Source organism: Tsukamurella sp. DT100, assembly GCF_049844855.1.
Classification (GTDB): Bacteria; Actinomycetota; Actinomycetes; order Mycobacteriales; family Mycobacteriaceae; genus Tsukamurella.
This window is the reverse complement of record NZ_JBNCLV010000002.1, coordinates 177,078-200,566: the sequence shown is the minus strand read 5'-3', so window position 1 is coordinate 200,566 and position 23,489 is coordinate 177,078. Positions and strand designations below refer to the sequence as shown.

The following is a 23,489-nucleotide window of genomic DNA, read 5'->3' as shown; positions in this document are numbered from 1 at the left end:
GGTACACGGCTACTTCGTCTTCGGCGCCTTGTCGATGACGCCGACGGCCCAGCCGGTGAGCCACTGCGTGGCGGTCTTGCCGTCGAGCGACCAGTTCGCGGTGGTGCCGTAGGCCGCGTGCGAATTCTGCGTGATGGTGGAGATCACCTGCGGCAGGCCGGTGGCCAGGCCCAGCAGCCCGCCCTTCGGCTGGTTGCAGATGGGGTCGTTGGAGCCGCAGATCGTGACGACCTTGTCGTTCACCGAGCCGAAGCCGCCGTCGCGCTTGCCCTGCAGGTCGACGCCCGAGAAGCTGAAGCCGGCGAAGGTGACCTCGACGCCCTCACCCGCGGGGTCGAGGCCGATGGCCCTGCCCTGCCCCTGGACCCGGCGGCTGTCGGAGATCAGGCCCACGCCGAGCAGCCGGTCCGCGGTGATCGGGCCGTTCCCGGCACCGATCCGCGCGGCGATGTTGCCCGCGATCGTCGCGCCCTGCGAGAAGCCGATCAGCACGAAGCCCGTGCGGGGGCACTTGTCCTTGACCGCGGTGATCTTGGCGATCGCCCGGTCGGTGCCCTGCTGCCGCGACGCCTGGTAGGTCATCTGGCCGTCCGGCGGCACCGCGATCGGGTTGTGGAACTGGGCGGCGTAGTTGACGGTCCAGATGTCGGCGCGGGCGTCGGCGTACCGCTTGTCCAGCGGGTTCGTCACCTGCAGCATGAGCGAGCGCGGGTTGAACGTCGGCGCCTCCGGCGAATCCGTCGCCGAGGACTCCCAGGTGCCGGGGAAGGAGATCACCTGCACGTCCGGACAGCCCGCGGCCTGCGGCCCCGTGGGCTCGCCGGGCGGCGTGGGCTCCGGCTTGCGGATCATCGTGATGATGAGCGTGATCACGACGATGATCGCGATGATCGCCGCGATGATGACGGCGATGCCGAACACGCGCCCGGCCTTCCGCGCTCCCTGACTCTTCGTGCCTGCCATTCCTATGTGGATACCAGGGCTAGCTGTGGGGAGGCTTAGGCGCCTTGTCGATCACGCCGCGCGCCCAGGCCTGCAGCCACTGCGTGGCGGTCTGCCCGTTCGACGACCAGTCCGTGGTCGTGGCGTACAGCGCGTGCGAGTTGCCGGCGAGCACCTTCTGCAGCTCGGGCAGCGTGGTCGCGATGTTGCCGGCCTGGAAGATGTCCTTGGGCTGGTTGCAGATCGGGTCCTTGTTGCCGCACAGCGAGACGGTGCGGTCCTTGACCGCGCCGAAGCCGCCCTCGCGCTTGCCGCGCAGCGACAGGCTGCCGAAGCTGAAGCCGCCGTAGGCGACCTCGACGCCCACGCCGGGCGGGTTCGGGCCCGCGGTGCGGGCGTCACCGGGCTCGCGCCGACCGTCCGAGATGAGGCCCACGCCGAGGATGTTCTCCGCCGGGACGACACCCTTACCCGCGCCGACCTCGGCGGCGATGTCTCCCGCGATCACGGCGCCCTGCGAGAAGCCCATCAGCACGAAGCCGGTGAGCTTGCACTTGTCGTAGACCTTCTTCATCTGCGCGACCGACTTGTCGTAGCCCTCGGTGCGGGACTTCTCGTACGAGGCCTGCCCGTCCGGCGGGATGGCGACGGGGTTCGACAGCTGCGCGACGTACGGGGTGGTCCACACGTCGGCGCGGCTGTCCGGCAGCGCCGCCGCGAGCGGCGCCGTCACCTTGAGCATCAGCGAGTTCGGGTTGAACGTCGGCCGGTAGGGATCGTCCTTCGACGACGACTCCAGCGTGCCGGGCACCGAGATCACCTGCACGTCCGGGCAGTCCGCGGGCTGCGAGGTGGGCCGCGCCGCGGTCGCGGACGGGCTCGACGAGGAGCCGTCCGGCGAGACCGGCGGCAGCGACGGGCCCGGACGGAGCAGGCTGACGACGAAGACCACCACGAGGACGATGGCAACGAGCACCACCAGTCCCACGACGATCGAGAGAGCCGTCACTCCGCCTTTCGACCGCGGACCGCTCGACTTTCCGGGCTCCTGGTGCGTCACGGGATCACTTCTTGCAGTACGAGGCCCGCGCCTCGGTGATGAACTTCTTCGCGTTCCCGGAGGCGGCGTCGCCGTCGTACGGGCCGAGGATGCCGACCACGAAGGGCTCGAGGTTCTTGGCGTCGCGGCCCGACTTGTCGTACTCGCACGCGAACTGCGCGGCGTTGATCACGACGTCGTCGGGGGCCTTCACGCCGTCCTCGCGGACCTTCTTGATGAAGTCCTTGTCCTTCTGCGTCAGCGCCGGGTTCGAGGCCGAGCTCGCGCCCGGGTAGCCCGACGGTGCCGTGGCCGATCCGGGGGCGGTCGCGGGCAGCGACGTGGGCTCGCCCTCCACCGGCGTGGTGGGCGCCTCGACCGTCGAACTGCCGCCGCACGCGACGGCACCGAGCAGCAGGCCGCCCGTCATCACTGCGGCCGCGAGGGCTCCCCGAAGTCCAGCCATGTCTTCTCTCCTTGAAGTACGTCCGGAACGCAACGCTGCCAGGCTACCGGCAGCGCCGAAGCGCAACCCTCGGCCGGGCGTCAGCGTGCGGTCGCAACCCCGTTGACCAGCGCGATCACGCCGCGCTCGAAGCGCTGCTCGAAGCCGCCCGGGATGGGCGTGGAGTCGGCGACGGGGTAGCCGAGGCGTCCGCCCTCGTACCCCTGGCGGCCCCATTCGGCGAAGATCGGCCCGTTGTTCACCACGGTCGCGGGCGTCTTCGGCGACCAGTAGACCTGCCCGCCCTGGAAGCGCTGGAAGGCGCCGGCGGGGAGCTTCGTCTCGTCGCCCAGCGGCAGACCGAGCGCCGAGCGCTCGTAGTTCAGGGCGGCGTACTTGTCGCGGATCGCGCCGCGCACTGCGCGGGCGCCGGTCTGCGGGCTCCAGTAGACGGTGCCGTGCTGGAACTGCTGGTAGCGGCCCTTCTTGTCGGCCAGGGCGCGCTCGCCGCCGGTCGGGTACCCGAGCGGGCCGCCGGGGCCGCCCGTCCCCAGGTAGGCGCCGCCGATCGCGCCGCCCACGACCTGCGCGCCGGTGTCGGCCGACCAGAAGACCTGGCCGCCGCGGAAGTCCTGTGCGCGGCCGCCGGGCACGGCGTACTCGACGGTGACGCACGACCCCAGGGTCGGGGTCTTGGGAGCGGCCTCGCCGATGGCTCCGGCGATGCCGCAGGGCTTCGGGTTGGCGACGCCGAGGGCCGCCTGCACCTGCGGCCAGGCCTGGCCGTTCTCGAACTGCCAGTACGGCCAGCTGTGGTTGCCCGACGGGCGGTAGAGCGCGTTCGCGGGGATCCCGAGCCGGTTGAGCTCGATCGCGAAGGCCTGGTTGGACGAGCGGGCGAGCACCTCGAGCGCCATCGCCTGCAGGTCGGTGGGCGCGCCGGTCCCGCCGGAGCCGTTGCCGGAGCTGAAGTACAGGCTGATGCCGCGCAGCTTCTCCGCCAGCTTGAGCGGATCGTGCTGCGCCCAGGCGGGACCCGTGGGCGGGCCGTACATGGCGTCGGCGTTGAAGCCGCCCGCGTCGCGCATGGCGATCGCGATCGACTCGGGGGTGCCGGGGGTGCTCGTGGAGAGGATGCCGGAGTAGGAGCCGGCGAACCGGTACAGGCCCTTGTTGCGGGCGGCCAGGGTGAAGGCAGCGGTGCCGCCCATGGAGACGCCGGCCGCGGCGCGCGCGTCGGTGGCGCGCCAGCCCTGCTGCAGCAGCGGCGGCAGCTCCTTGGCGAGGAAGGTCTCCCACTGGTAGTTCTTGCCGTTGTCGGGGCGCTTCCAGTCGGTGTACCAGCTGGACTGGCCGCCGACCGGCAGGACGACGGTGACATTCTTGTCGCGGTAGAAGTCCGCGACGTTCGTCTCCAGCAGCCACCCGTTGCGATCCTCGCGCGCCCGCATCCCGTCGAGCAGGTACAGCGTGGGGAACTTCGCCTTGGGGTCGGCGTGCCAGTCGCGGGCGAGCAGCAGCTGGATCTTGATCGAATCGTTCATCGCCGCGGAGTAGACGGTGAGGTCCACCTGGTGATCGCCCTGCCACTGCGCGTCCGTGATCCGGGACTTCGCGGGGGCCGGGTCCGCGTGCGCGGGCGCGGGGTTCAGGGCCGACGGTGCCGCCACGACGGTGCCCGCCGCCACGGCCCCGGCGACGAGCAGCGTTCCGATTCGGCCCAGCGATGACATGGGACCAGTGTTACACGCGTGTCATTCGCCGTCCCGGTGCCGCGCCAGGGCGAGCTGTGACGAGCGCGACGGCGCGGGAACCGGCGCTCCGACCGGTCCGCACTCCCACCAGCGCAGCACGACCCTGCCGCGCCGGTGCCGGGTCGCGAGCCGCTCCTGCGCCGCCGCCACCTCGTTCGGGACGAACCTTTCGATGGGGCCCACGATCTCGGGCCGCCGCAGCACCCGCCGGTTCCACCACGCGAGGCGGTCCGCGACGCGGGTCGCCCGCCGGACGTTGGCGTCGACGCGCCGACGGTGCGCGAGCGTGTGGACGGTATCGGCGCGCACCGCGACGATCGTGTCGACCGGGCAGAACCACGCGGTCAGCGCCGGGCCGAGGCCCGCGGCGTCGACGACCGCGTCCACCGGCGGCGCACCGTCGGACTCGAGGGCCGCGCCGTCGAGCACCAGGTCGGCCCCGATCCGCCGCAGCAGGGGCCCGTCGGCGGGGCGGGCGATCGCGATCGTGGTGAGCCCGGCCGCGCTCGCGGCGGAGACGAGGAACCGGCCGAGCGCGCCCGCGGCGCCGGTGATGGCAACGGCGGTTCCGGGGCCGAGCTCGTCCACGATGGACGAGGCGGTGACCCCGTTGAGGGGGATCGCGGCGGCGGCGTCGGCGGCGAGGCCGAAGGGCAGCGGCGCCGCGTGGTCCGCGTCGACCGCGACGTACTCGGCGTAGCTGCCCGCGTGCGCGCCGGCGCCGGGGAGGGTGAGGGCGTTGACCACGGCCCCGACGGGCAGCCGCGGGCTCCGCGAGGCGACCACCTCGCCCGCGCACTCCATGCCGAGGACCAGCCCCGGCCCCAGATCGCCCGCGTACGCGCGCATGCGCCCGGTCCGGAAGCTGACGTCGACGGGGTTGACGCCGCAGTACCGGTTGCGCAGGACGACGCGGTCGGGGCCGTCGAGGGTCTTGACGTCGTCGAACGTGGTGAGGACCTCGGCGCCGCCGAAGTCGTGGACGCCGATGCAGCGGCCGGCGAAGTCCACCTACCCCAGCCTCTCGGGATCGAGCCGGTCGAGTACGGATCGCGCCGGGCCGCCGCCGTACTCGGCCGCGGACCGCGGCGCGGCCGAGATCTCGACGAGGAGCCGCTGCAGCGCGACGGCCTCGGGGTAGCGGGTGTACCGGCGGCCGAACCGGCCGTCGAGCAGGTCGAGCCAGAACCGGACGAGCTTCGCCGTGCCCGTGGGGCTCCCGCCGGCCGGCGGCGTGAAGTCCAGGGCGACCGGGGGGACGGTGCCGGCGGTGGACCAGTGCCGGACGCGGTCGAAGTCCCACGCCGGGTCGTCGAAGCGGATCTCGAAGTACTCCCGCTCCCCGCCGCGCCCGACCGCCGTGATGTCGAAGACCCGGGAGCGGCTCGGGTGGCCGAATCCGGCGTACCCGGTGACCACGGCGCCGCCCAGCTCGAAGGCCAGCTGCACCGTCTCGGGCAGCACGGTGGCCGCCGCGGCGTAGTCGGACTCCACGACGGCCGTGGACCGGAGGCGGACGTCGCGGGCGCTGCCGCCGAGGAGGTGGATCGCGAGGTCGAGCGGGTGGATCACCTCGGAGACGACGCCGACGGTGGGACGCGGGTCGTCGAATCTGTTCTTGGCCCAGGCGAAGTCGATCCGGACGATCCGCAGGCCCGCCGCGGCGACGCGGTTCCGCACATGGTCGACGGCCGCGGAGTAGCGCTCGATCGTGTTGAGCGCGAACCGGTCCCGCTCCGCCCACGCGGCCGCCCAGCCGGCCCCGACGTCCTGGTGCGGGGCGACGAGCGGCTTCTCGCTGACGACGAATCCCGGCGCGGCGCTGAGCAGATCCAGGATCGCGTCGTGCTGGTCGTCGTTGACGGCGTTGATGAGGAAGTCCGCGTCGCGCAGCGCTTCGGCCAGGTCGGTGGGGGCGAGCGCGGCGAGCCGGGCGGTGTCGCCGCGGCCGTGCTCGCGGACCTCGACCTCGGGCGCGCCGGCGAGCCGCGTCGCCGCGTGCAGCGCCTCACGCAACCGGGTGCCCTCGTAGCCGGTGCCGAACAGGTCCGCCCGGGTCATCGCAGGTCCTTCCGGAAGTGGGTCTCGCCGTCCTCGGCGTAACCCCTTCCCCGGTACAGCGCCTCCGCGGCCGGGGTCGACGCCAGCACGACGGTGCGCGCGCCCCGTCCCCGCAGCCATTCCTCCCCCGCCGCGGTCAGCCGCGCGGCGAGACCCCGGCCCCGCGCCGGCGGCGCGACGAACACGCCCTGGATCCAGCCCGTTCGACCGGTCGGGGCCGCGGGGCCCGCGAGGTGCCGGTCGACGATCGCCGTCAGCGTCCCCACCACGGCGCCGTCGACGACGGCCACCAGGGTGCGGGCGTCCGGGTTCGCACCCCGGAGCTCCTCGTCGAGCTGCGCCCGGTAGTGCGGGCGCCAGTCGTCGGCGCCCGTCGCCCAGGGCGCGCCCGGGTCCGAGGCGAACAGCTGCTCCCGCAACCGGACCGCGGCGTCCACGTCGCCCGCGGCGAGGGCGCGGACGGCGAGGAGGGTCGCGGCGGTCACTCGATCCCCAGGTCGCGGAAGACCGTTCCCAGCGCGGTCGCGAGGTGCTCGATGTGGTCGTACGTGTGCGCCGGGGTGACGTTGATCCGGAAGCGGCTGGTGCCCGCGGGCACGGTGGGCGGGTTGATCGGCTGGACGTAGATCCGATACTCGTCGAACAGCTTCCGCGCGGCGCGGGTGCACAGGAGCGCATCGCCGATCCGCACGGGGAGGATGTGCGTGGAGGAGGCGGACATCACCGTGATGCCGTGCGCCCGGAACCGCTGCCGCAGCAGCTCGGTCTTCGCCTGCAGATCTGCCCTCAGGTCCTCCGCCCCGCGGACGATCTCGACGCTTCGCCGCGCGGCCACGCAGGTCGCCGGCGGGAGCGCCGTGGTGAAGATGAAGCCCGGTGCGAAGGAGCGGATCGCGTCGATCAGCCAGTCCCGGCCCGCGATGAATCCGCCGATGACGCCGATCGACTTGGCGAGAGTGCCCTGCACGATGTCGATCTCGTCCAGCAGCCCCAGCGAGGCCGCGATGCCCCTGCCCTGCGGTCCGTACATCCCGATCGCGTGCACCTCGTCCAGGAACACCAGGGCGCCGTGCTCCTTGGCGGCGGCGACGAGCTCGGCGATCGGCGCGACGTCGCCGTCCATCGAGTACACGGACTCGAAGACGACCAGCTTCGGCACCCCCGGGTCGGCGGCGCGCAGCTGCTCGCGCAGGTGGTCGACGTCGTTGTGGCGGAAGACGTGCCGCGCGTTCCGGTTCCGCCGGACGCCCGCGATGATCGACGCGTGGTTGAGCTCGTCGCTGAAGATCTGCAGCTCCGGGTAGACCAGGCTGAGCGCCTCGATGGTGGCGTCGTTCGAGCCGTAGCCGGTGGGGAACACCAGCGCTCGCTCCGTGCCGAACCACTCCGCCAACACGGCCTCCAGCGCGATGGTCTCGCGGTTCGTGCCGCCGATGTTGCGGGATCCGCCGGCGCCCACGCCGTACTCGGCGAGCGCGGCCTGCGCCGCCGCGATGACCTCCGGATGCTGCGCCATCGCGAGGTAGTCGTTGCTGCACCAGACCACCACGTCGGGATCGCCCGACCCGTCGGCGCCGACCGCGGCGGCGGGGAAGGCACCTGCCCGGCGGTTGATGTTGGCGAACGTGCGGTACTCGCCGACGGCGCGCAGCCGGTCGAGCCTGCCGCGCGCGACGGATTCGTAGTGGTTCTGGGTCGCGAGGAGGGAAGAAGACACGCCGGTACTCACTTTCGTCGAAGTGGTGGAGCGAGGAGGGTGGCCGAGAGGGTGCTGCGGATCGCGACCGTCAGGCGACGGTGGCGGTCTGATCGACGCCGGCGCCGCGGGCGATGCGGAGCCGGACGAGTTGGAGGAGGAAGGCGAGGAGGAGCGGACAGGCCGCGAGGAGCGCGAGGGAGCCGCCGACGGTGCCGCCGGCCACGAGGGCGGCGCCCGCGGCGGACCCGATGGCCGATCCGAGGTAGTTCGCGGACGCGTTCGCGGCGACGGCCGTCGGCCCGTTCTCGCGGGCGGCCGCGAGCAGCGTGTGCTGCTGCGGCGCCAGCGAGGACCATCCCAGCGCGCCCCAGAGGAAGAGCCCGGCGGCGAGGACGACCGCGGCGGGCTCGAGGCCGATCACGAGGAGGACGAGCGCGAGCGTGGCGGTGATCGCGGCCGTGATCGCGAGGGTGTTCTTCAGCGCGTCGACGATCCGCCCGATGGCGAAGACGCCCACCGCGCCGCCGATCCCCCAGATCCAGATGGAGAGCGTGAGGTGCTCCGACAGCGACGAGGTGGAGAGCAGCGGGCTGATGTAGGTGTACAGGCCGAGCGAGCCGATCCCCGTGAACAGGGTGACCAGCACCGTGAGCAGCGTGGGCGTCGCGGTCAGGGAGCGCAGGCGCGCGGTCAGGCCCGGCGCCTCGATGCGCGGCAGGGGCTCACCGCCGCGGAACCGCACGCCCAGGAGCGCGAGAACGCCGAGCGCGGTGATGATCCCGATCGTCGCGCGCCAGTCGATGCGCTGCCCCACGAGCAGGCCCAGCGGTACGCCGAAGACGCTGCCCGTCGCCATCCCGGCCAGCACCAGGCTCAGGGCCCGGCCCCGCCGCTCGGGCGCGACGAGGTGCGCCGCGACCGCGGAGGACAGCGGCGAGTACACGCCGGCGGCGGCGCCGGCGATGACCCGCGCGACGATGAACACCGCGATCGTGGGCGCGAGGACGGTCAGCAGGTTGCCGGCGGCGAACACCGCCAGCGCGATGGTGAGGTTGCGGCCCGAGTCGCGCCCGGCGTGCCCCGCGAGCAGCGGGCCCGAGACGGCGTACGCCCCGGTGAAGGCGGTGACGCCGAGGCCGACCAGAGACTGCGTGGTGTGCAGGTCGTCCGCGATCGTGGGCAGCAGGCCCGCGATCACGTAGGCGTCGAGTCCCAGCGCAACGCTGCCGATGATGAACGGCCACAAAGCTCGTACCACGGGCTATCACTCCCCACGTCGTCGCCGATCCGGCGAATTCCCATTCCTGCGCTAACTACATAGGAGCCCGTACCCTCCGGCAACCGGTGGCGGCGGTTCGAGTCATCACTGCGCGCAACCTTGACGAGCCGACGTGATACGACTTCATGATCGGAAGACGGACGAAACGGATGAGGTGATGGCATGGCGGACGCCGTGGGAACGCCGTTCACGCTGGACGTGAACGGGCTGACGATCGCGGGCGACCGCTGGGCCGCGTCCGGGGACGCGGGGACGACCCTCGTGCTGCTGCACGGCGGCGGCCAGACCCGGCACTCGTGGGATCGCACGGCCGCGGCGCTCGCGCAGCGCGGGCACACCGTCATCACGCTCGACGCCCGCGGCCACGGCGACACCGCGTGGGCCGCGGACGGCGCGTACGCGCTGGGCGACTTCGTCGGGGACCTCCTGGGCGTGCTGCGCACGCTCGACGGTCCGCCGCCCGTGCTGATCGGGGCCTCGCTCGGCGGCATCACCAGCCTGTGCGCGGTGGGCGAGAACCCGGGAATCGCCTCCGCGCTGGTCCTGGTGGACGTCGTGGTGGACGCGGAGAAGAAGGGGATCGACCGGGTCACCGACTTCCTCGGGGCGCACACCGACGGATTCGCCACGCTCGACGAGGTCGCCGACGCCGTGGCCGCGTACAACCCGGCCCGCAAGCGCGGCCGCAACCTCGAGGGCCTGAAGAAGAACGTGCGGCAGCGCCCGGACGGCCGGTGGTACTGGCACTGGGACCCCGCCTTCATCCGCGGCGAGGACCGCAACGAGGCCCGCATCCAGGACAAGGGGCGGCTCGGCGCCGCGGCCGTGCACGTCACCGTCCCCACGCTCATCGTGCGCGGCGGCAAGTCCGACGTGGTGAGCGACGAGGGCGTGGCGAAGATGCTGGAGCGGGTCCCGCACGCCGAGGTCGCCGACGTCAGCGGCGCCGGGCACATGGTGGCGGGCGACGACAATCAGGTCTTCGCCGCCGCGATCGAGGACTTCCTCGACCGCCACGACCTCTGAGACCGCGCCGTACCGTCTCCGGGGGGCCTTCGGCCCGTCAGGCGCGCGAGGCGGGCTTCGACCGGAGCATCGCGGCATCTGCCGCGGCGATGGCGGCGCCGGTGTCCGAGTGCTCGGACACGCGGACGGCGCCGACCGTCGTGCTCACCTCGACCTCGGTGCCGGCGACCGTGATCGGCGCCCGCCCGACGGACTCCCGCAAGCGCTCGACGAACTCGTCCGGATCGGCGTCCGCCGCGCGGGAGACGATCACGAACTCGTCGCCGCCGACCCGGTAGACCGCGTCGTCCGGCCCCATCGCCGAATCGATGCGGCGGGCGACGCCGCGCAGCAGTTCATCGCCCGCGCCGTGCCCGAGCCCGTCGTTGAACCGTTTGAACCGATCCAGGTCGGCGTACGCCACCACGGTGACGGTCGCGGCCTGGTCCTCGTCCGCGAGCATCAGCTCGAGGGCGTGCCGGTTCGGCAGCCGGGTGATCGCGTCGGTGGTCGCGGTGCTGTGCAGGGTCCGGGCCGCCGACCGCAGCTCGAGGACGCTCATCGCGAGACCCGCCAGGTCGGCGAGTCCCTGGATCTGGCGATCGTCGAGTTCCCCCGGCTCGGGGCCGTAGATGCGGACCGTCCCCACCGGCAGCCGGTCCGCGGTGCAGATAGGGGCCGCCGCGAACAGGTGGATCGTGGGCTTGGCCAGATGCAGGAAGCGCTTCGCCTGGAAGCGCTCGTCGACCTGCGCATCCGGCGCGTACAGGACCTTGTCGTCCTCGATGGCGAGCGCGCAGAGGCTGTCCTCGCGCGAGGCGTGCACCGGCGGGGTGCCGTACGACGCGACCGTGTAGTGCCGGTCGAAGTCGAGGATGTTCACGGACCCGAACGGCACACCGCACAGCACCGCGGACAGTTCGGCGATCCGCTCCAGGTCGGGGATCGGCGGCGAGTCCATGATGCGCAGCGACTTCACCGCCGCGACGCGGTCGTGTTCCCGGGGGTGCAACAGGACGGTCACGGTTGCATCTCCTACTGAAACTCGGTTCGTCTTGCTATTCGAAACAGGATACGCGGTCCGGCACGCGGAAGAGCCGCATTGAGCCAGGCGAAGATTCAGTCACCGGGCGTCCGCGCCGGGGTCGCCCGACGTCCGTCGGCGGACCTCCGGCTCGAGGACGGCGCCCGGGTTCAGCAGCCCGGCGGGGTCCCACGCGTCTTTGACGCGCCGCATCAGGGCCACCTGTTCCGGGCCGCGCTGCCGCTCGAGCCAGGCGCGCTTCGCCCGGCCGACACCGTGTTCCGCGCTGACGGTGCCGCCGAGGGCCAGCACCTGCTCCAGCACCGCCGCCTCCAGCCGCTCGGCGAACTCCTCCGAGAATCCGCGCTCCGGCGCCGACGGGCCGGGCAGCAGGTTGACGTGCAGGTTGCCCTCGGCGAGGTGCCCGAACAGCACCGGCTCCATCGCGATGCCGGCGCTGTCGGCGACCTCGCGGACGGCGCGGACCACGGCCTCCCGCGCGGCGGCGAAGGCGGCGAGCGGCACTCCCACGTCGAGCTTCACCGGCACCCCGGCGGCGCCCACCGCCTCGGTGGTGCGGGAACGGTAGCGCCACAGCCTGGTTCGATCCTCCGGCCCGGCGACGGCGATCCGGTCGTCCGGGAGGAGCCCGGCGACGACTCCCGCCGCCTCGGGCGCACCGTCGAACTCCGCGAACACCCAGCAGCCGTCCGTCGGGAGCGGCGCGGGCGCGTCGAGGTGGGCGGCGACGCGGGCGACGGCGGCACCATCGGACCACTCCAGCGCGAGGAGCCCGGGCAGGCCCCGCAGCACGGGCACCGCCGCGACGGCCTCCTCCGGCGACGGGAAGGCGAGCGCGAGCACCGTCCGCGCGCGGGGCGCGGGGTCGAGGCGCCAGGTGACGTCGGTGATGACGGCGAGGGTGCCCTCGGACCCGACGAGCTGGCCGACGAGGTCGTAGCCGGTGTTGTCCTTGACGGGCGGACGGCGGCGGTCGAGGACGGCACCGTCGGGCAGGACGGCCCGCAGCCCGGCGATGCGGGCCCGCGCCGAGCCGTAGCGGAGCACTTCCGCTCCCCCGGCGTTGGTGGCGGCCGCGCCGCCGACGGTCGCCGACTCTCCCGACGCGAGCGAGAGGCCGCAGGTCAGGCCGCGCGCGGCGGCGAAGGACTCCAACGCTGCGAGGGTGACGCCCGCGCCGGCGACGACGGCACCGTCGGACACCTCGCCGATCGCGTCGAGCCCGCGCAGCGACAGTACGACGGCGCCGGCGGGCGGCACCGCCCCGGCGACGAGCCCGGTGTTGCCGCCCTGCGGGACCACCGGCACGCCCGCGGCGGCGCACGCCCACACGACGGCGGAGACCGCCTCGGCGGTGCGCGGGCGCGCGACGATCGCGGGCCCGCCGCGCCACCGGCCGGTCCAGTCGGCGACGTACCCGGCGACGGCGTCCGCGTCGGTGAGCACGGAGCAGTCCGCGATCGCCCGCAACGCCCCGCTGAGGTCCATCAGGGCTTCGACATCGACTTCTGGTCGTCGGTGAGCGGCGGCGGGACGTCCATGCGGCACATCCGCAGCGTGTACTCGGGCACCCGGTCGATGCGCAGTTTCATGTTCGCGAGCGAGAGCTTGACGTTCCGCTTGAACAGGTCGAAGGTGAGCGGCGCGGAGTACGAGTCCTGCAGCTGCTGGATCTGCGGGCAGGTCAGCGCGACGCGCGACTGATTCACCCAGTCCGGGTCGATGAACGGCGGCAGCGCCGGCTTCTTCGGGTAGGCCTTCGCCTCGGCGACGGCCCAGTCCGGGAACATCTCCTTGTCGTGCCCGATGCGGCCGTCCTCGAGCCGCGCGGTGTGCGAGGCCATCGGCCAGGCGAGGCCGATCTGATCCCACACGCGCACGTCGAGCGGCAGGTTCATGCCGGTCATGCCCAGGTTGGTGAAGAAGACGGTCTGCCGCAGCGGCACGTCGTCGGGTCGCGGGTAGGGCAGCGGATCGATGAACCACCAGTCGTAGTCGAACGACGGCAGGTAGACGCCGCCGCGCGGGGTCGCGCGCAGGATCTCCTGCAGCGACGTCATGCGCGGGTAGTCGAGGTAGTCGTCCGCGGTGAGCGGGTGCGCGTGGCCCGTCTGCAGCGAGTAGAAGGCCCGCTCGTCGACGATGCCGCTGGTGCCGATCGCGGTGCCGTCGGGCTGGCCGCGGAAGGTGGTGGCGTGCAGGGCCCAGCCGAGGACCAGCACCCACAGCACGGCCGCGACCGCGGCGCCGGCGGTGCCGGTGGCGAGGCGGGCGATGCCGCGGACCGTCGAATCCTCGGGGCGGCGGGACGGTATCCGCAGCGGGATCACCATGACCGGCAGGAGCAGCAGGAACAGCGGCGCGAGCAGCACGCGGCCCGACATGAAGTCGCCGCCCTGGCGCAGCCAATACAGCGTCTCGATGAGGCCGCCGAGGAACATCACGGCTACGATCACCGCGGGTCGCTGCAGGTGATCGCGCAGGCCGCGGACGCCGCCGCGCGGCAGCCGGAAGCGGCCGGTCAGCGGGGTGCGGGCGCCGCGCGCTGGCAGCAGGATGATCGGCATCGCGATCGCCAGCGCCAGCACCGGCAGCCACAGCGAGTACGGCTCGACCAGGTTCATCAGGTAGGCGAAGCCCTGGCCCCACTTCGAGCCGCTGGCGTCCTTGGCGACGGCCGTGTTGGGCACGGGCAGGCCGTAGTAGCCCATCCGGAAGATCTGGTACCCGACGGGCAGCAGGCCGGCGGCGGCGGTCAGCGCGAGCCGCAGCTTCAGCCCAACGGGGGCGAGGAACATGACGATGAGGACGAGGCCGCCGACGACCGCCATCTCGGGCCGCACCAGCCAGGACAGGCCGGCGACGAAGGCCGTCGCGCACGTGAGGATCCAGTAGCGGACCTGCTCGCGCCGCTCGACGGGCGCGCGGTCGGCCTGCGACCAGCAGATCGCGAGGTACCACAGCAGCGCCACCCAGAAGATGGTCAGCGAGACCTCGAGGCCGGAGGTCGCGAAGTCTCGGGCCGGGGGCAGCGCCATGTAGACGAGGCCGCCGGCGGGCAGGAGCAGCAGGCCGGAGCCGCGCAGCCGCGCCCAGCCCGGGCCGCCGCGGTACAGGCGGGCCGTGCCGAGCATGGCCAGGGGGATCGCGGCGACGGACAGCACCAGCGCGACGGTGAGCACCACGTACTCGGTCTGCACGCCGCTGATCCAGGAGAAGAACCAGATGAGGTACGTCCAGGCGGCGGAGGTGTTGACCTCGACGCGCTCGCCCGCGTTGAAGACGGGGCCGTTGCCGGCCAGCAGGTTCCGGACGGTGCGCAGCACGATGAGGCCGTCGTCGGCGATCCACCGGCGCTGCCAGGCGCCGTAGCCGAACAGGACCGCGCACGCCGCCACACCGAGCCAGAAGCTGACTCGGGGTGCGGAGAAGGTCGACGGGGCCGTGCCGGCGGACTCGCCGGCCTCGGCGTCAGGCGAAGTAGACCGCGGCAACGACTGTTCCGATCCACGCGATCGCGAGCACCTGCAGCACGCGATCACCCAGGGCGATCTCCTCCGGCTCGCCCGCCTCGCCGCCGTCGACGTCGACGGCGTAGCGCAGGATCGCGACGGTGAAGGGCACCATCGACAGGGCGTACCAGATGTTGTCCGGGTGCTTCGTCGTGTCGAAGGCCCACATGCCGTAGCAGAGGACGACGGCCGTGGCCGCCAGCGTCCAGACGAACCGCAGGTACGAGGTGGTGTAGTACTCCAGCGACTTGCGGATCTTCGCGCCGGTGCGCTCGGCGAGCTGCAGCTCCGCGTACCGCTTGCCCGCGGCCATGAACAGCGAGCCGAAGGCCATCACCAGCAGGAACCACTGCGACAGGCCCTTGGGCAGCTCCGCGGCCACGCCACCGGCGACGGCGCGCAGCAGGAAACCCGAGCTCACGATGCAGATGTCGATCACGGCCTGGTGCTTGAGACCGAAGCAGTAGCCCAGCTGGATCACGATGTACGCCGCGATCACGATCGCCAGTTCCTTGTTCGCGAGCAGCGAGACCCCGATGGCCGCGGCCCCGAACAGGAACGACAGCACGTAGGCCAGGTTCACCGGCACCACGCCGGCGGCGATCGGGCGGTAGCGCTTGGTGGGGTGCTGGCGGTCGGCCTCGACGTCGAGGGCGTCGTTGATCAGGTAGATCGACGACGCGGCCAGGCAGAACGCGACGAACGCGATGCCGACGTTCCCGAAGTTGACGAACTCCAGCTGGTCGCGCCCGGCGGCCAGCGGGGCCACCACGACGAGGACGTTCTTGACCCACTGCCGGGGCCGGATCGCCTTGATCAGTCCGGTGGCGAGGTTCGACGGTGCCTTCGGCTCGCCGTGCTCGATCGGCTCCTCGCTCATCAACCCTGCTTCCCATTGTTCCGGCACGCCGCGCGGCGCGTCCACAGTCTCTCACCCTCGATCGCGGCCAACGCGGTCGCCGCTCCGATCGCGGCGCCGGCGGCGACGTCCGTCGGGTAGTGCACGCCCAGCACCATGCGGGAGGTGAGCATCGGCGGCACCACCGCGGCGGGCGCCAGCACGGCGCCGCCCGGGACGCCGGACGCGCGGCCCAGCAGGATCGCGCCGGCCGTCGAGCTGGTGGCGTGCGACGACGGGAAGCTGAGCTTGCTCGGGGTGCCGACGCCGACCGTGATGTACGGGTGGTCGGGGCGCTTGCGGCGCACGATCCGCTTGATCACGACGGACGCCGCGTGCGCGACGAACGCGCCGACGCCCGCGGTGACGTACTCCTTGCGGCGCTTCGGCTGCAGCACCGCGCCGAGCGCGGCGAGGCCGAGCCAGCCGAGGGAGTGCTCGCCGAAGTGGCTGAGGCCGCGGGCCGCGGGCAGCACGCCGGGGCGGCCGGCCAGCTGCGCCTGGACGCCGACGAGGATCATCTCCTCGGGGCTCAGGGCCTGCTCCGGGGCGTTGCTCACTTGCTCTCCTCGATCTCGTTCCGCTCCGCTTCCCGCGCCGCGGGCTCGAAGATCTCGGACCACGCCTCGCGGCTGGTCAGGTCGGTGTACGCGGCGCGGTAGCGCTGCTGCATCTCGGCGAACCGGCGGTCCACCTCGCGGTGCACGGCCAGGCTCTCGCGCATGAGCGCGAACATCTTGTCCCGGTCGCGCTGGCGGTAGACCACGCCGCGGCCGTCGGCCGTGGTGACGGTGACCCCGTCGACCCGGCCCAGGCTGAACCAGCGCGCCTCGAGCGGCGGGTAGTTGGCCTGCGGCACCTCGTGGTTGTGCGGATCAGCAGGACGCAGGTTGTTGCGCACGGCCTTGACCAGCGTCGACACCTTGGTGACGGGGTTCAGCGGGATCCGCGTGCCGAACGCCGTGGCCTGGCCGCTGGTGCGCGGCAGCTCGGTGGCGCTGGGCAGCACGACGGCGTCCGGGTACTCCTTGCGCATCGCGGCGATCTTCGGCAGCGCGGTGGGCAGCAGCTCGTAGAGCGCCTCGGGGCCGCGGAGGAAGTCGCGCATGGCCTCGATCTGGATCGCGACCGTCGAGTACTCGAGGCACAGCAGGTGCTTCATGAGCGCCTTGATCGAGCTCTTGATGATGCCGCGGTGATCGCCCTCGTGGTGGATCGACGCGACGACGAGCCGGTTGCGCAGGTGGAAGTAGGCCTGCCAGTCGATGGCGTCGTCCTTGTCGGACCAGGCCATGTGCCAGATCGCGATGCCGGGCACCGTCGCCGTCGGGTAGCCGGCGCGGGCGGCGCGCAGGCCGTAGTCCCAGTCGTCCCACTTGATGAACAGCGGCAGCGGCAGCCCGATCTCCTCGGCGGCGACGCGCGGGATGAGGCACATCCACCAGCCGTTGCCGTCGACGTCGATGCGCCGGTGCAGGTTCTTGCTGTTCTCCTTGTCGGAGAGCGGGTACTCGGCGAAGTCGTGGTCGTACTCGACGAACGGCGCCGCGGTCCACATGAAGGCGTTGCGGTCGATGACCTCGCCCATGCAGTGCAGGTGGCTGCGGTCCTGCAGGTTGAGCATCTGCCCGCCGACCAGCATCGGCTTCTTCGCGAACCGCGCGAACTGCAGCGCGCGCAGGATCGAGTCCGGCTCGATCGCGATGTCGTCGTCCATGTACAGCACGTACGGGCTGTCGGTGAGGCGCAGCGCCTCGTACATGATGCGGCCGTAGCCGCCGGAGCCGCCGAGGTTGCCCTGCTCGAAGCGGCGGTACCGCTCGCCCAGCGGGGCGATCGCGGCCGCGTAGTCCGGGTGGTCGATGACCTTCTTGTTGCCCTGGTCGGGCATGAGCACGGCGTCGATCACGCCGTCGACCAGCGGATCGCTGGTCAGCGCGGCGATCGCGGCGACGGCGTCGTCGGGCCGGTTGAAGGTGGGGATGCCGACGGTGACGCGCTTGTCCGGCAGGCCCTCCTCGCCGATCGTCGCGTACCAGCCGGCGGAGATGATCTCGGTGTCGCTGTCCGCGGTCACGTCGAACCAGATCCAGCCGCCGTCCTCGAACGGGCCGAGGTCGGTGGCGAACTCGGCGACGCCGTAACCGGTGGCGTCGGTCTGGACCAGGTCGCCGCCCAGGGCGATGCGCGCACCGTCGACCTTGGAGCGGTAGAGGTCGACGCGGGCCGTGCCCTTGAGCTCGATCCGCAGCACCACGTCCTTCAGGACGGTCCAGCGGCGCCAGTACGACGCCGGGAAGGCGTTGAAGTAGGTGGCGAAGCTGACCTCGGACTCGCCGGCGACGTTGAGCGACGTGCGGGTGGGGGCGTGCGAGCGGCGCGAGTTGGTCTCGGCCTCCTCGAGGTACAGCGAGCGCACGTCGAGCGGCTCACCCGGGCGCGGCAGGATGACGCGCTGCAGAAGGGTCTTGGCGCTGGTCACTCAGGCCTCCTCGGTGAGCGCGGCACCGGTTTCGAGATGCGGGCGCAGGGTGTTGTCGAACATCGACAGCGCGCTGGCGATCGCCATGTGCATGTCGAGGTACTGGTAGGTGCCGAGACGGCCGCCGAACAGGACCTTCCGCTCCGCGGCCTCGGTCTTGGCGAGCGCCCGGTAGGCCGCGAGCATCTCGCGGTCCGACGGGGTGTTGATCGGGTAGTAGGGCTCGTCGTCGTCGTTGGCGAAGCGGCCGAACTCGCGCATGATGACCGTCTTATCGGTCGGGTACGTCGTGCGCTCGGGGTGGAAGTGGCGGAACTCGTGGATGCGCGTGTACTGCACGTCGGCGTCGTTGTAGTTCATCACCGGGGTGCCCTGGAAGTCGCCGACCGGGAGGACCTCGGTCTCGAAGTCCAGGGTGCGCCAGCCGAGGCGGCCGGCGGAGTAGTCGAAGTAGCGGTCCAGCGGGCCGGTGTAGACGATCGGCGCGTCCGGGGAGGCGGCGACGACGGCGTCGCGCACGTCGAACCAGTCGGTGTCGAGCCGCACGTCGATGAGGTCCGAGGCGGCCATGTTCTCGAGCCAGGCGGTGTACCCGTCGACGGGCAGGCCCTCGTGGGTGTCGTTGAAGTACCGGTTGTCGAAGTTGTAGCGCACCGGCAGGCGGGTGATGTTGCCGGCGGGCAGGTTCTTCGGGTCGGTCTCCCACTGCTTGGCCGTGTAGTGCTTGATGAACGCCTCGTAGAGGGGGCGGCCGACCAGGGAGATCGCCTTCTCCTCGAAGTTCGCGGCGTCCTTGGAGTCGAACTCGGCGGCCTGCTCCTGGATCAGCGCCTTCGCCTCGTCGGGCGTGAAGTAGCGGCCGAAGAACTGGCTGACGAGCCCGAGCCCCATCGGGAACTGGTAGGCCTGGCCCTTGTGCATCGCGAAGACGCGGTGCTGGTAGCCGGTGAAGTCGGTGAACTTGTTGACGTACTCCCACACCCGCTCGTTGGAGGTGTGGAAGAGGTGCGCACCGTACTTGTGGATCTCGATGCCGGTCTCCGGCTCGGCCTCCGAGTAGGCGTTGCCGCCCAGGTGCGGGCGGCGCTCGATGATCAGCACCCGCTTTCCCAGCTCAGCGGCCGTGCGCTCGGCGACGGTCAGGCCGAAGAAGCCGGAGCCGACCACGATCAGGTCATAGGACTGGGGAGAAGAGGTTGCCACGGACGTTCAGGGTACCGGCCGGGCGGCGTGGATGACGCCACCCGGCCCGGGCCTGTGACTAAGCCGCTGCGCCCGGCACCGTCGGGACGGCCAGCGGGGTCGATCCCGCCGGCGCCGCGGGTGCCGCCGGAGCGGCGGGTGCGGTGGTCGCGGCGGCCGCGGGAGCGGACGGGACGGCCGGTGCCGCCGGGGCGGCGGGCGCCGCCGGGGTGCTCGCGCCCGGGGTGGCGGCGGCGGCCGTGTCGCCCGGGGTGACGGGCACCGCGGGGACGCCCGTCGGGGTGTCGCCCGGGGTCGGGTTGATGCCGACCACGTCGCCCCAGCCCGGGATCAGGTTGAGCAGCGGGAGCGGCGGCAGGCTCGGCGCGCCGCCCGCGGCGAAGGCCGTCGCCCAGTTGAGCAGGGTCGCGGGCGCGGAGACGCCCGACGGGACCACCTGGGCGCCGTTCGCCTTCGAGTAGTAGATGGTGCCGTTCTGGTACGACTGCAGCATCGAGCCGTCGGGGAAGGCGATCGGGTTCGCGACGGCGCGGCCGAGCGTGCCCTTCTCCCCGCCGGCGGCGGCGTACGCGGCCTCGACCGCGGCCTTGCCGGTCACGGCCTGCACCACGGGCGCCACGGCGGAGGCGGCGGGCGGCGCGGGGATGCCGGGGATCGCGGGCGCGGCCGGCGCGGTGGGCGCAGCGGCGACCGTCGGGACCGCGGGGGCGGCGGCTGCCGGGGCGGCGCCGGGCACCGTCGGGACGGCGGGGGCGGCCGGGGCCGCGGCGACGGCACCCGCCGAGGCGGTGGGCGTGGTCGCACCCACCGGCGCGGACTGCGCCGCGTTGGGGGCGGTCGGGACCGGGTTGAACGGGTCGACGGGGGCGGCCACGATCGGCTGGTCCACCACGCGCCCGGGGACCGGGGCCTGGTTCGCCGTCGACGGTGCGGTGGCCGCGCCGGGCGTGCTCGGGGCGCCGGGCGCGGGGGCCGCGGCCGGGGCCTGGCCGTCGATGGTGAACCAGTCCGAGCGCAGGCCCAGCTTCTTACGGACCTCGTCGCCCTTCGCGGTGACGGTACGGTTCGCGCCGACGATCTCGACGGCCTCGACGCGGCCGGCCTGCGCCGACTGCGTCTTGACCACGCGGATGGACTTGAACGCGCCGACGCCGAACTCCTGCGCGATCTTCGCGGTGGGGACCTTCTGGGTCCAGTTCTTGAACGGGGAGACGACGTCGCCGTCGTCCTTGACCGCCGTGAAGTCGCCGCCCGCGGTGAAGCCGCCGGTGGAGCTGGAGAACTCCGTCGAGACGGCGTAGCCGTTCTTGGCCATGACGAGGCCGGCGGTGCTCGCGACGGCCTTGTCGGTGCGCGGGTCCTCCTTGCCGGCGCCGCCGTAGACCTGCGAGTCCTGGGTGTCGTTGTAGCGGTCGCCGCGCTTGGCGCCCTCGGCCAGCGCGTACGAGCGGGCCGCGATGGCCTGGGCGCGCAGGGCCTCGTAGCCGCCCTGGTCCGCCCACTCGACCTTGCTCTCGACGGGGACCACGCCGCGGACGTAGTCCTCGATGGTGACCACGTTGAAGACCTTGCCGTCCTTCGCCGCGATCGCGCCTCGGTAGGTGGCGTTCGTGCCGCAGAACTTCAGCAGCTCGCCGACGGGGCGGTTCGCCTCGGCGTTGAGCGGGGCGATGGTGGCGTCGTCGCCCGCGGGGATCGTCTTGACGACGGGGCCGCCGCAGCCGGTGGTGATGACGGCGTTGCCGCCCTCGAGCCGCACGGCCTGGCCGGGCGCGACGGGCTGGTCGCCGATCTTCGCGCCCGCCGGGGCCAGCACGTTCGCGGCCTTCTGGGTGGTGAGCTGCACGCGGACGGGCAGATTGGTATCGGCACGGGAGAGCTGCGAGCCGCCGTAGTAGTGGGCGACGATCTGCTCGGCCTTCCAGCCGGACTTCGCGTAGCCGAAGGCACCCCACTGGCCGAGGCCGCGGCCATGGCCGTTGCCCTGTCCGGTGAAGGTCACGTCGCTGCCGGCGGCCAGCGCGGGGTCGCCGACGATGTTGGTGGTGCTGAGCAGCGCGGCGGCGCCGCCCACGGCCAGGGCCGGGAGCAGTGCGAGCGCGACGGTACGCCGTCCGCGGCGGCGACGAGGTCCGCCGTCGATCCACACGGGCATGGCTTCTCCTTAGCTCGACGCAGGTGAGCCGTGCCCGGGAACGGCAAAGCTCAACGTGAGGTCGAGACTAACACCATCTGCAACATTCGTCACGTGAGCAACATTTGTCACATCGGTCACAGGAGGGGGCTGCGTGGCGCGGAGCAGTCCGCGGGGAGCGATGCGTCGCGCGCATCGACCGATCGAGCAATCAGGTCATCTACCTGCGCAAACGGAGGGTATGCGTGGCGCGCATACCCACCGCGAACGACTACAGGGCTCCACCCGGCCAGGGCACGCGCCCACGCCGCACGGTCGCACGAGCTAGAACCAGCGCTCCAGCACCCGGGCGACGCCGTCGTCGAGGTTCGTCGCGGTCACGGTGTTCGCGGCGCCGCGGGCCAGTGGGTGGGCGTTGCCCATGGCGACGCCCATGCTCGCCCAGCGCAGCATGGCGGCGTCGTTGGGCATGTCGCCGAACGCCGCGGTGCGGAGCTCGCCGGTGAGGCCGAGGTGCTCGATCGCCAGCTGGATCCCGGTGGCCTTGGTGACGCCCGGGACGTGGAACTCGATGAGCCCGTTGTTCGTGGCGTAGGTGACGTCGGCGAGGCCCTCCAGGTGCGGGGCGACGCGGGCGTGCATCTCGTCGGAGGTCATCCCCGGCTGCCGGACCAGCAGCTTCACGGCGGGGTGCGCGAGCACCTCGGCGTCGGCGGCGGTCACGGTGTCGGGCTCGAGCCAGGCGTGCTGGTAGCCGGTCGACGCGGCGAACCGCGGCGTCGCGGAGTCGTGCTCGCCCTGCGCCACCCGCTCGGCGGCGAAGCCGGCGCCCGGCAGGTGCCGGTAGACCAGCTCGGCGACGGTCTGCAGCAGCTCCGGCGACATCAGCGCCGCCGAGACCACGCGCCCTGAGCCGGTGTCGTAGAGCACCGCGCCGTTCGCGCACACCGCGAGCGGCGCGAAGTCGAGCTGCTCCGCGATGGGGTCGACGGCCCGCGGCGGGCGGCCGGTGGCCAGCACGAAGTGGCCGCCGGCGTCCCGGACCGCGTTCACGGCGACGTGGGTCCGCAGCGTCAGGCGCTCGTGATCGTCGACGAGCGTGCCGTCGACGTCGCTCGCGACGAGGATCGGCGCGGCGCCGAGCGTGTCGAGCCCCGGCGCAGTCGGTGACACCTCAGGCACCGTCGGCCTGACGTTCCTCCCGGGCGCGACGGCGCTCGTCGAGGTCGGCGGCGTCCATGGCGTCGGCCTCCTCCAGCGTGGGCGCGGTGCCGCCGAGGCGCGCGGGCACCCAGGGCTCGCCCTGCGGGTGCGGGCCGTAGAGGTCCTGCAACTGCAGCAGCATGGCCTGCATCGACTCCTTGAGCCGCGCGGTCAGCTCGTCGGGCGGCCCGACGGGGTCGAGCGGATCGCACACGCCGATGACGATGCGGAACTTGTTCCGGCCGAGCTGCTTGGGCAGGCCCTTGGTCCACACCTGTTGCGCGCCCCACACCACGACGGGGACGATCGGCACGTTCGCCTCGATCGCCATGCGCGCGGCGCCGGACTTGAAGCCCTTGAGCTCGAAGCTGCGGCTGTGCGTCGCCTCCGGATAGACGCCGACGAGCTCGCCGCTCTTCAGCGCGTCCACCGCGGCCTGGTAGGCGGTCGCCCCGGCCTCGCGGTCGACGGGGATGTGCCGCAGCGCGCGCATGATGGGGCCGGTCTTGGAGTTGTCGAAGACCTCCTGCTTCGCCATGAACCGCACCTTGCGGTGGCCGGCCTCGTCGGCGGGCTTCCCGGCGAACGGGAAGTCCAGGTAGCCGGTGTGATTGATGGCGACCACGGCACCGCCCGTGCGGGGGAACTTATGGAAGTCCACCTCGGTGAACTTGATGCCCTGATAGGCCCACATGCCGCGGGCCACCTTGATGATCGTTCCGTAGACGGGTTCCACACCGTCAGCGTAGCCGCGCGGTCGTCTCCACGGTGTGTCAGCCGGTACGCCG

General features: G+C 72.4%; 20 protein-coding genes. 1 reads left to right on the top strand and 19 read right to left on the bottom strand.

Annotated elements, in window-relative coordinates:
• Positions 1 to 9 precede the first annotated feature (9 nt).
• The 9 genes from ACLQ3K_RS04695 to ACLQ3K_RS04655 form a co-directional block, all read right to left on the bottom strand.
• The gene (locus ACLQ3K_RS04695; protein WP_425997405.1) at positions 10 to 963 is read right to left on the bottom strand and encodes a cutinase family protein; all 954 of its coding nucleotides are present in this window, start codon (positions 961 to 963) and stop codon (positions 10 to 12) included.
• 19 nt (positions 964 to 982) lie between these two features.
• The gene (locus ACLQ3K_RS04690; RefSeq protein ID WP_425997403.1) at positions 983 to 1,951 is read right to left on the bottom strand and encodes a cutinase family protein; all 969 of its coding nucleotides are present in this window, start codon (positions 1,949 to 1,951) and stop codon (positions 983 to 985) included.
• A 55-nt stretch (positions 1,952 to 2,006) separates the two neighbouring features.
• Positions 2,007 to 2,447, bottom strand: a complete 441-nt coding sequence (locus tag ACLQ3K_RS04685; RefSeq protein WP_224648018.1) for a DUF732 domain-containing protein — start codon at positions 2,445 to 2,447, stop codon at positions 2,007 to 2,009.
• An 80-nt stretch (positions 2,448 to 2,527) separates the two neighbouring features.
• Positions 2,528 to 4,159 (bottom strand): alpha/beta hydrolase-fold protein, encoded by a 1,632-nt coding sequence (locus tag ACLQ3K_RS04680; protein ID WP_425997401.1) that lies wholly within the window; start codon positions 4,157 to 4,159, stop codon positions 2,528 to 2,530.
• A 21-nt stretch (positions 4,160 to 4,180) separates the two neighbouring features.
• Complete coding sequence (locus tag ACLQ3K_RS04675) at positions 4,181 to 5,191, bottom strand: alcohol dehydrogenase catalytic domain-containing protein (protein WP_425997399.1); 1,011 nt, start codon at positions 5,189 to 5,191, stop codon at positions 4,181 to 4,183.
• Positions 5,192 to 6,241 carry a hypothetical protein gene (locus ACLQ3K_RS04670; RefSeq protein WP_425997397.1) on the bottom strand — a complete coding sequence of 350 codons (1,050 nt, stop codon included), beginning with the start codon at positions 6,239 to 6,241 and terminating at the stop codon, positions 5,192 to 5,194.
• The gene (locus tag ACLQ3K_RS04665) at positions 6,238 to 6,726 is read right to left on the bottom strand and encodes a GNAT family N-acetyltransferase (protein ID WP_224648014.1); all 489 of its coding nucleotides are present in this window, start codon (positions 6,724 to 6,726) and stop codon (positions 6,238 to 6,240) included. Before ACLQ3K_RS04665 ends, ACLQ3K_RS04670 begins: the two co-directional genes overlap by 4 nt.
• Positions 6,723 to 7,958 (bottom strand): 5-aminolevulinate synthase, encoded by a 1,236-nt coding sequence (gene hemA / locus ACLQ3K_RS04660; RefSeq protein ID WP_224648013.1) that lies wholly within the window; start codon positions 7,956 to 7,958, stop codon positions 6,723 to 6,725. The genes ACLQ3K_RS04665 and hemA overlap by 4 nt, the downstream gene beginning before the upstream one ends.
• Before the next feature lie 70 nt (positions 7,959 to 8,028).
• On the bottom strand, positions 8,029 to 9,198 hold the full coding sequence (locus tag ACLQ3K_RS04655) for an MFS transporter (RefSeq protein ID WP_224648012.1): 1,170 nt from the start codon (positions 9,196 to 9,198) through the stop codon (positions 8,029 to 8,031).
• A 183-nt stretch (positions 9,199 to 9,381) separates the two neighbouring features.
• Here ACLQ3K_RS04655 and ACLQ3K_RS04650 point away from each other — a divergent pair, with 183 nt between their 5' ends.
• Entirely contained in the window at positions 9,382 to 10,245 is an 864-nt protein-coding gene (locus ACLQ3K_RS04650) for an alpha/beta fold hydrolase (RefSeq protein ID WP_224648011.1), read from the top strand.
• A 37-nt stretch (positions 10,246 to 10,282) separates the two neighbouring features.
• Here the strand turns inward: ACLQ3K_RS04650 and ACLQ3K_RS04645 are convergent, their stop codons facing one another.
• The 10 genes from ACLQ3K_RS04645 to ACLQ3K_RS04600 all read right to left on the bottom strand — a co-directional run bounded on the left by ACLQ3K_RS04645 (position 10,283) and on the right by ACLQ3K_RS04600 (position 23,437).
• The gene (locus tag ACLQ3K_RS04645) at positions 10,283 to 11,248 is read right to left on the bottom strand and encodes a GGDEF domain-containing protein (protein WP_425997393.1); all 966 of its coding nucleotides are present in this window, start codon (positions 11,246 to 11,248) and stop codon (positions 10,283 to 10,285) included.
• A gap of 99 nt (positions 11,249 to 11,347) precedes the next feature.
• Entirely contained in the window at positions 11,348 to 12,757 is a 1,410-nt protein-coding gene (locus ACLQ3K_RS04640; protein ID WP_425997391.1) for an FAD-binding oxidoreductase, read from the bottom strand.
• Positions 12,757 to 14,763 carry a flagellar motor control protein ZomB gene (zomB, locus tag ACLQ3K_RS04635; RefSeq protein WP_425997389.1) on the bottom strand — a complete coding sequence of 669 codons (2,007 nt, stop codon included), beginning with the start codon at positions 14,761 to 14,763 and terminating at the stop codon, positions 12,757 to 12,759. The genes ACLQ3K_RS04640 and zomB overlap by 1 nt, the downstream gene beginning before the upstream one ends.
• Positions 14,741 to 15,661 (bottom strand): decaprenyl-phosphate phosphoribosyltransferase, encoded by a 921-nt coding sequence (locus tag ACLQ3K_RS04630; protein WP_425997387.1) that lies wholly within the window; start codon positions 15,659 to 15,661, stop codon positions 14,741 to 14,743. The genes zomB and ACLQ3K_RS04630 overlap by 23 nt, the downstream gene beginning before the upstream one ends.
• Positions 15,661 to 16,200: a phosphatase PAP2 family protein gene (locus ACLQ3K_RS04625; RefSeq protein WP_336670127.1), complete on the bottom strand. Its 540-nt coding sequence runs from the start codon at positions 16,198 to 16,200 to the stop codon at positions 15,661 to 15,663. Before ACLQ3K_RS04625 ends, ACLQ3K_RS04630 begins: the two co-directional genes overlap by 1 nt.
• A gap of 35 nt (positions 16,201 to 16,235) precedes the next feature.
• Complete coding sequence (locus tag ACLQ3K_RS04620; protein ID WP_425997385.1) at positions 16,236 to 18,161, bottom strand: glycosyltransferase; 1,926 nt, start codon at positions 18,159 to 18,161, stop codon at positions 16,236 to 16,238.
• Entirely contained in the window at positions 18,162 to 19,364 is a 1,203-nt protein-coding gene (gene glf / locus ACLQ3K_RS04615; protein ID WP_425997383.1) for a UDP-galactopyranose mutase, read from the bottom strand.
• A gap of 58 nt (positions 19,365 to 19,422) precedes the next feature.
• Positions 19,423 to 21,519 carry a SpoIID/LytB domain-containing protein gene (locus tag ACLQ3K_RS04610; protein ID WP_425997381.1) on the bottom strand — a complete coding sequence of 699 codons (2,097 nt, stop codon included), beginning with the start codon at positions 21,517 to 21,519 and terminating at the stop codon, positions 19,423 to 19,425.
• A 303-nt stretch (positions 21,520 to 21,822) separates the two neighbouring features.
• Positions 21,823 to 22,671, bottom strand: a complete 849-nt coding sequence (locus ACLQ3K_RS04605) for an HAD family hydrolase (RefSeq protein ID WP_425997379.1) — start codon at positions 22,669 to 22,671, stop codon at positions 21,823 to 21,825.
• 1 nt (position 22,672) lies between these two features.
• Entirely contained in the window at positions 22,673 to 23,437 is a 765-nt protein-coding gene (locus ACLQ3K_RS04600) for a lysophospholipid acyltransferase family protein (protein ID WP_425997377.1), read from the bottom strand.
• Positions 23,438 to 23,489 lie beyond the last annotated feature (52 nt).

Coding starts and splice junctions, on each gene's coding strand:
- ACLQ3K_RS04685 (WP_224648018.1), bottom strand. CDS start 2,447: ATGGCTGGACTTCGGGGAGCCCTCGCGGCCGCAGTGATGACGGGCGGC.
- ACLQ3K_RS04695 (WP_425997405.1), bottom strand. CDS start 963: ATGGCAGGCACGAAGAGTCAGGGAGCGCGGAAGGCCGGGCGCGTGTTC.
- ACLQ3K_RS04630 (WP_425997387.1), bottom strand. CDS start 15,661: ATGAGCGAGGAGCCGATCGAGCACGGCGAGCCGAAGGCACCGTCGAAC.
- ACLQ3K_RS04670 (WP_425997397.1), bottom strand. CDS start 6,241: ATGACCCGGGCGGACCTGTTCGGCACCGGCTACGAGGGCACCCGGTTG.
- ACLQ3K_RS04680 (WP_425997401.1), bottom strand. CDS start 4,159: ATGTCATCGCTGGGCCGAATCGGAACGCTGCTCGTCGCCGGGGCCGTG.
- ACLQ3K_RS04640 (WP_425997391.1), bottom strand. CDS start 12,757: ATGGACCTCAGCGGGGCGTTGCGGGCGATCGCGGACTGCTCCGTGCTC.
- ACLQ3K_RS04650 (WP_224648011.1), top strand. CDS start 9,382: ATGGCGGACGCCGTGGGAACGCCGTTCACGCTGGACGTGAACGGGCTG.
- ACLQ3K_RS04625 (WP_336670127.1), bottom strand. CDS start 16,200: ATGATCCTCGTCGGCGTCCAGGCGCAGCTGGCCGGCCGCCCCGGCGTG.
- ACLQ3K_RS04610 (WP_425997381.1), bottom strand. CDS start 21,519: ATGCCCGTGTGGATCGACGGCGGACCTCGTCGCCGCCGCGGACGGCGT.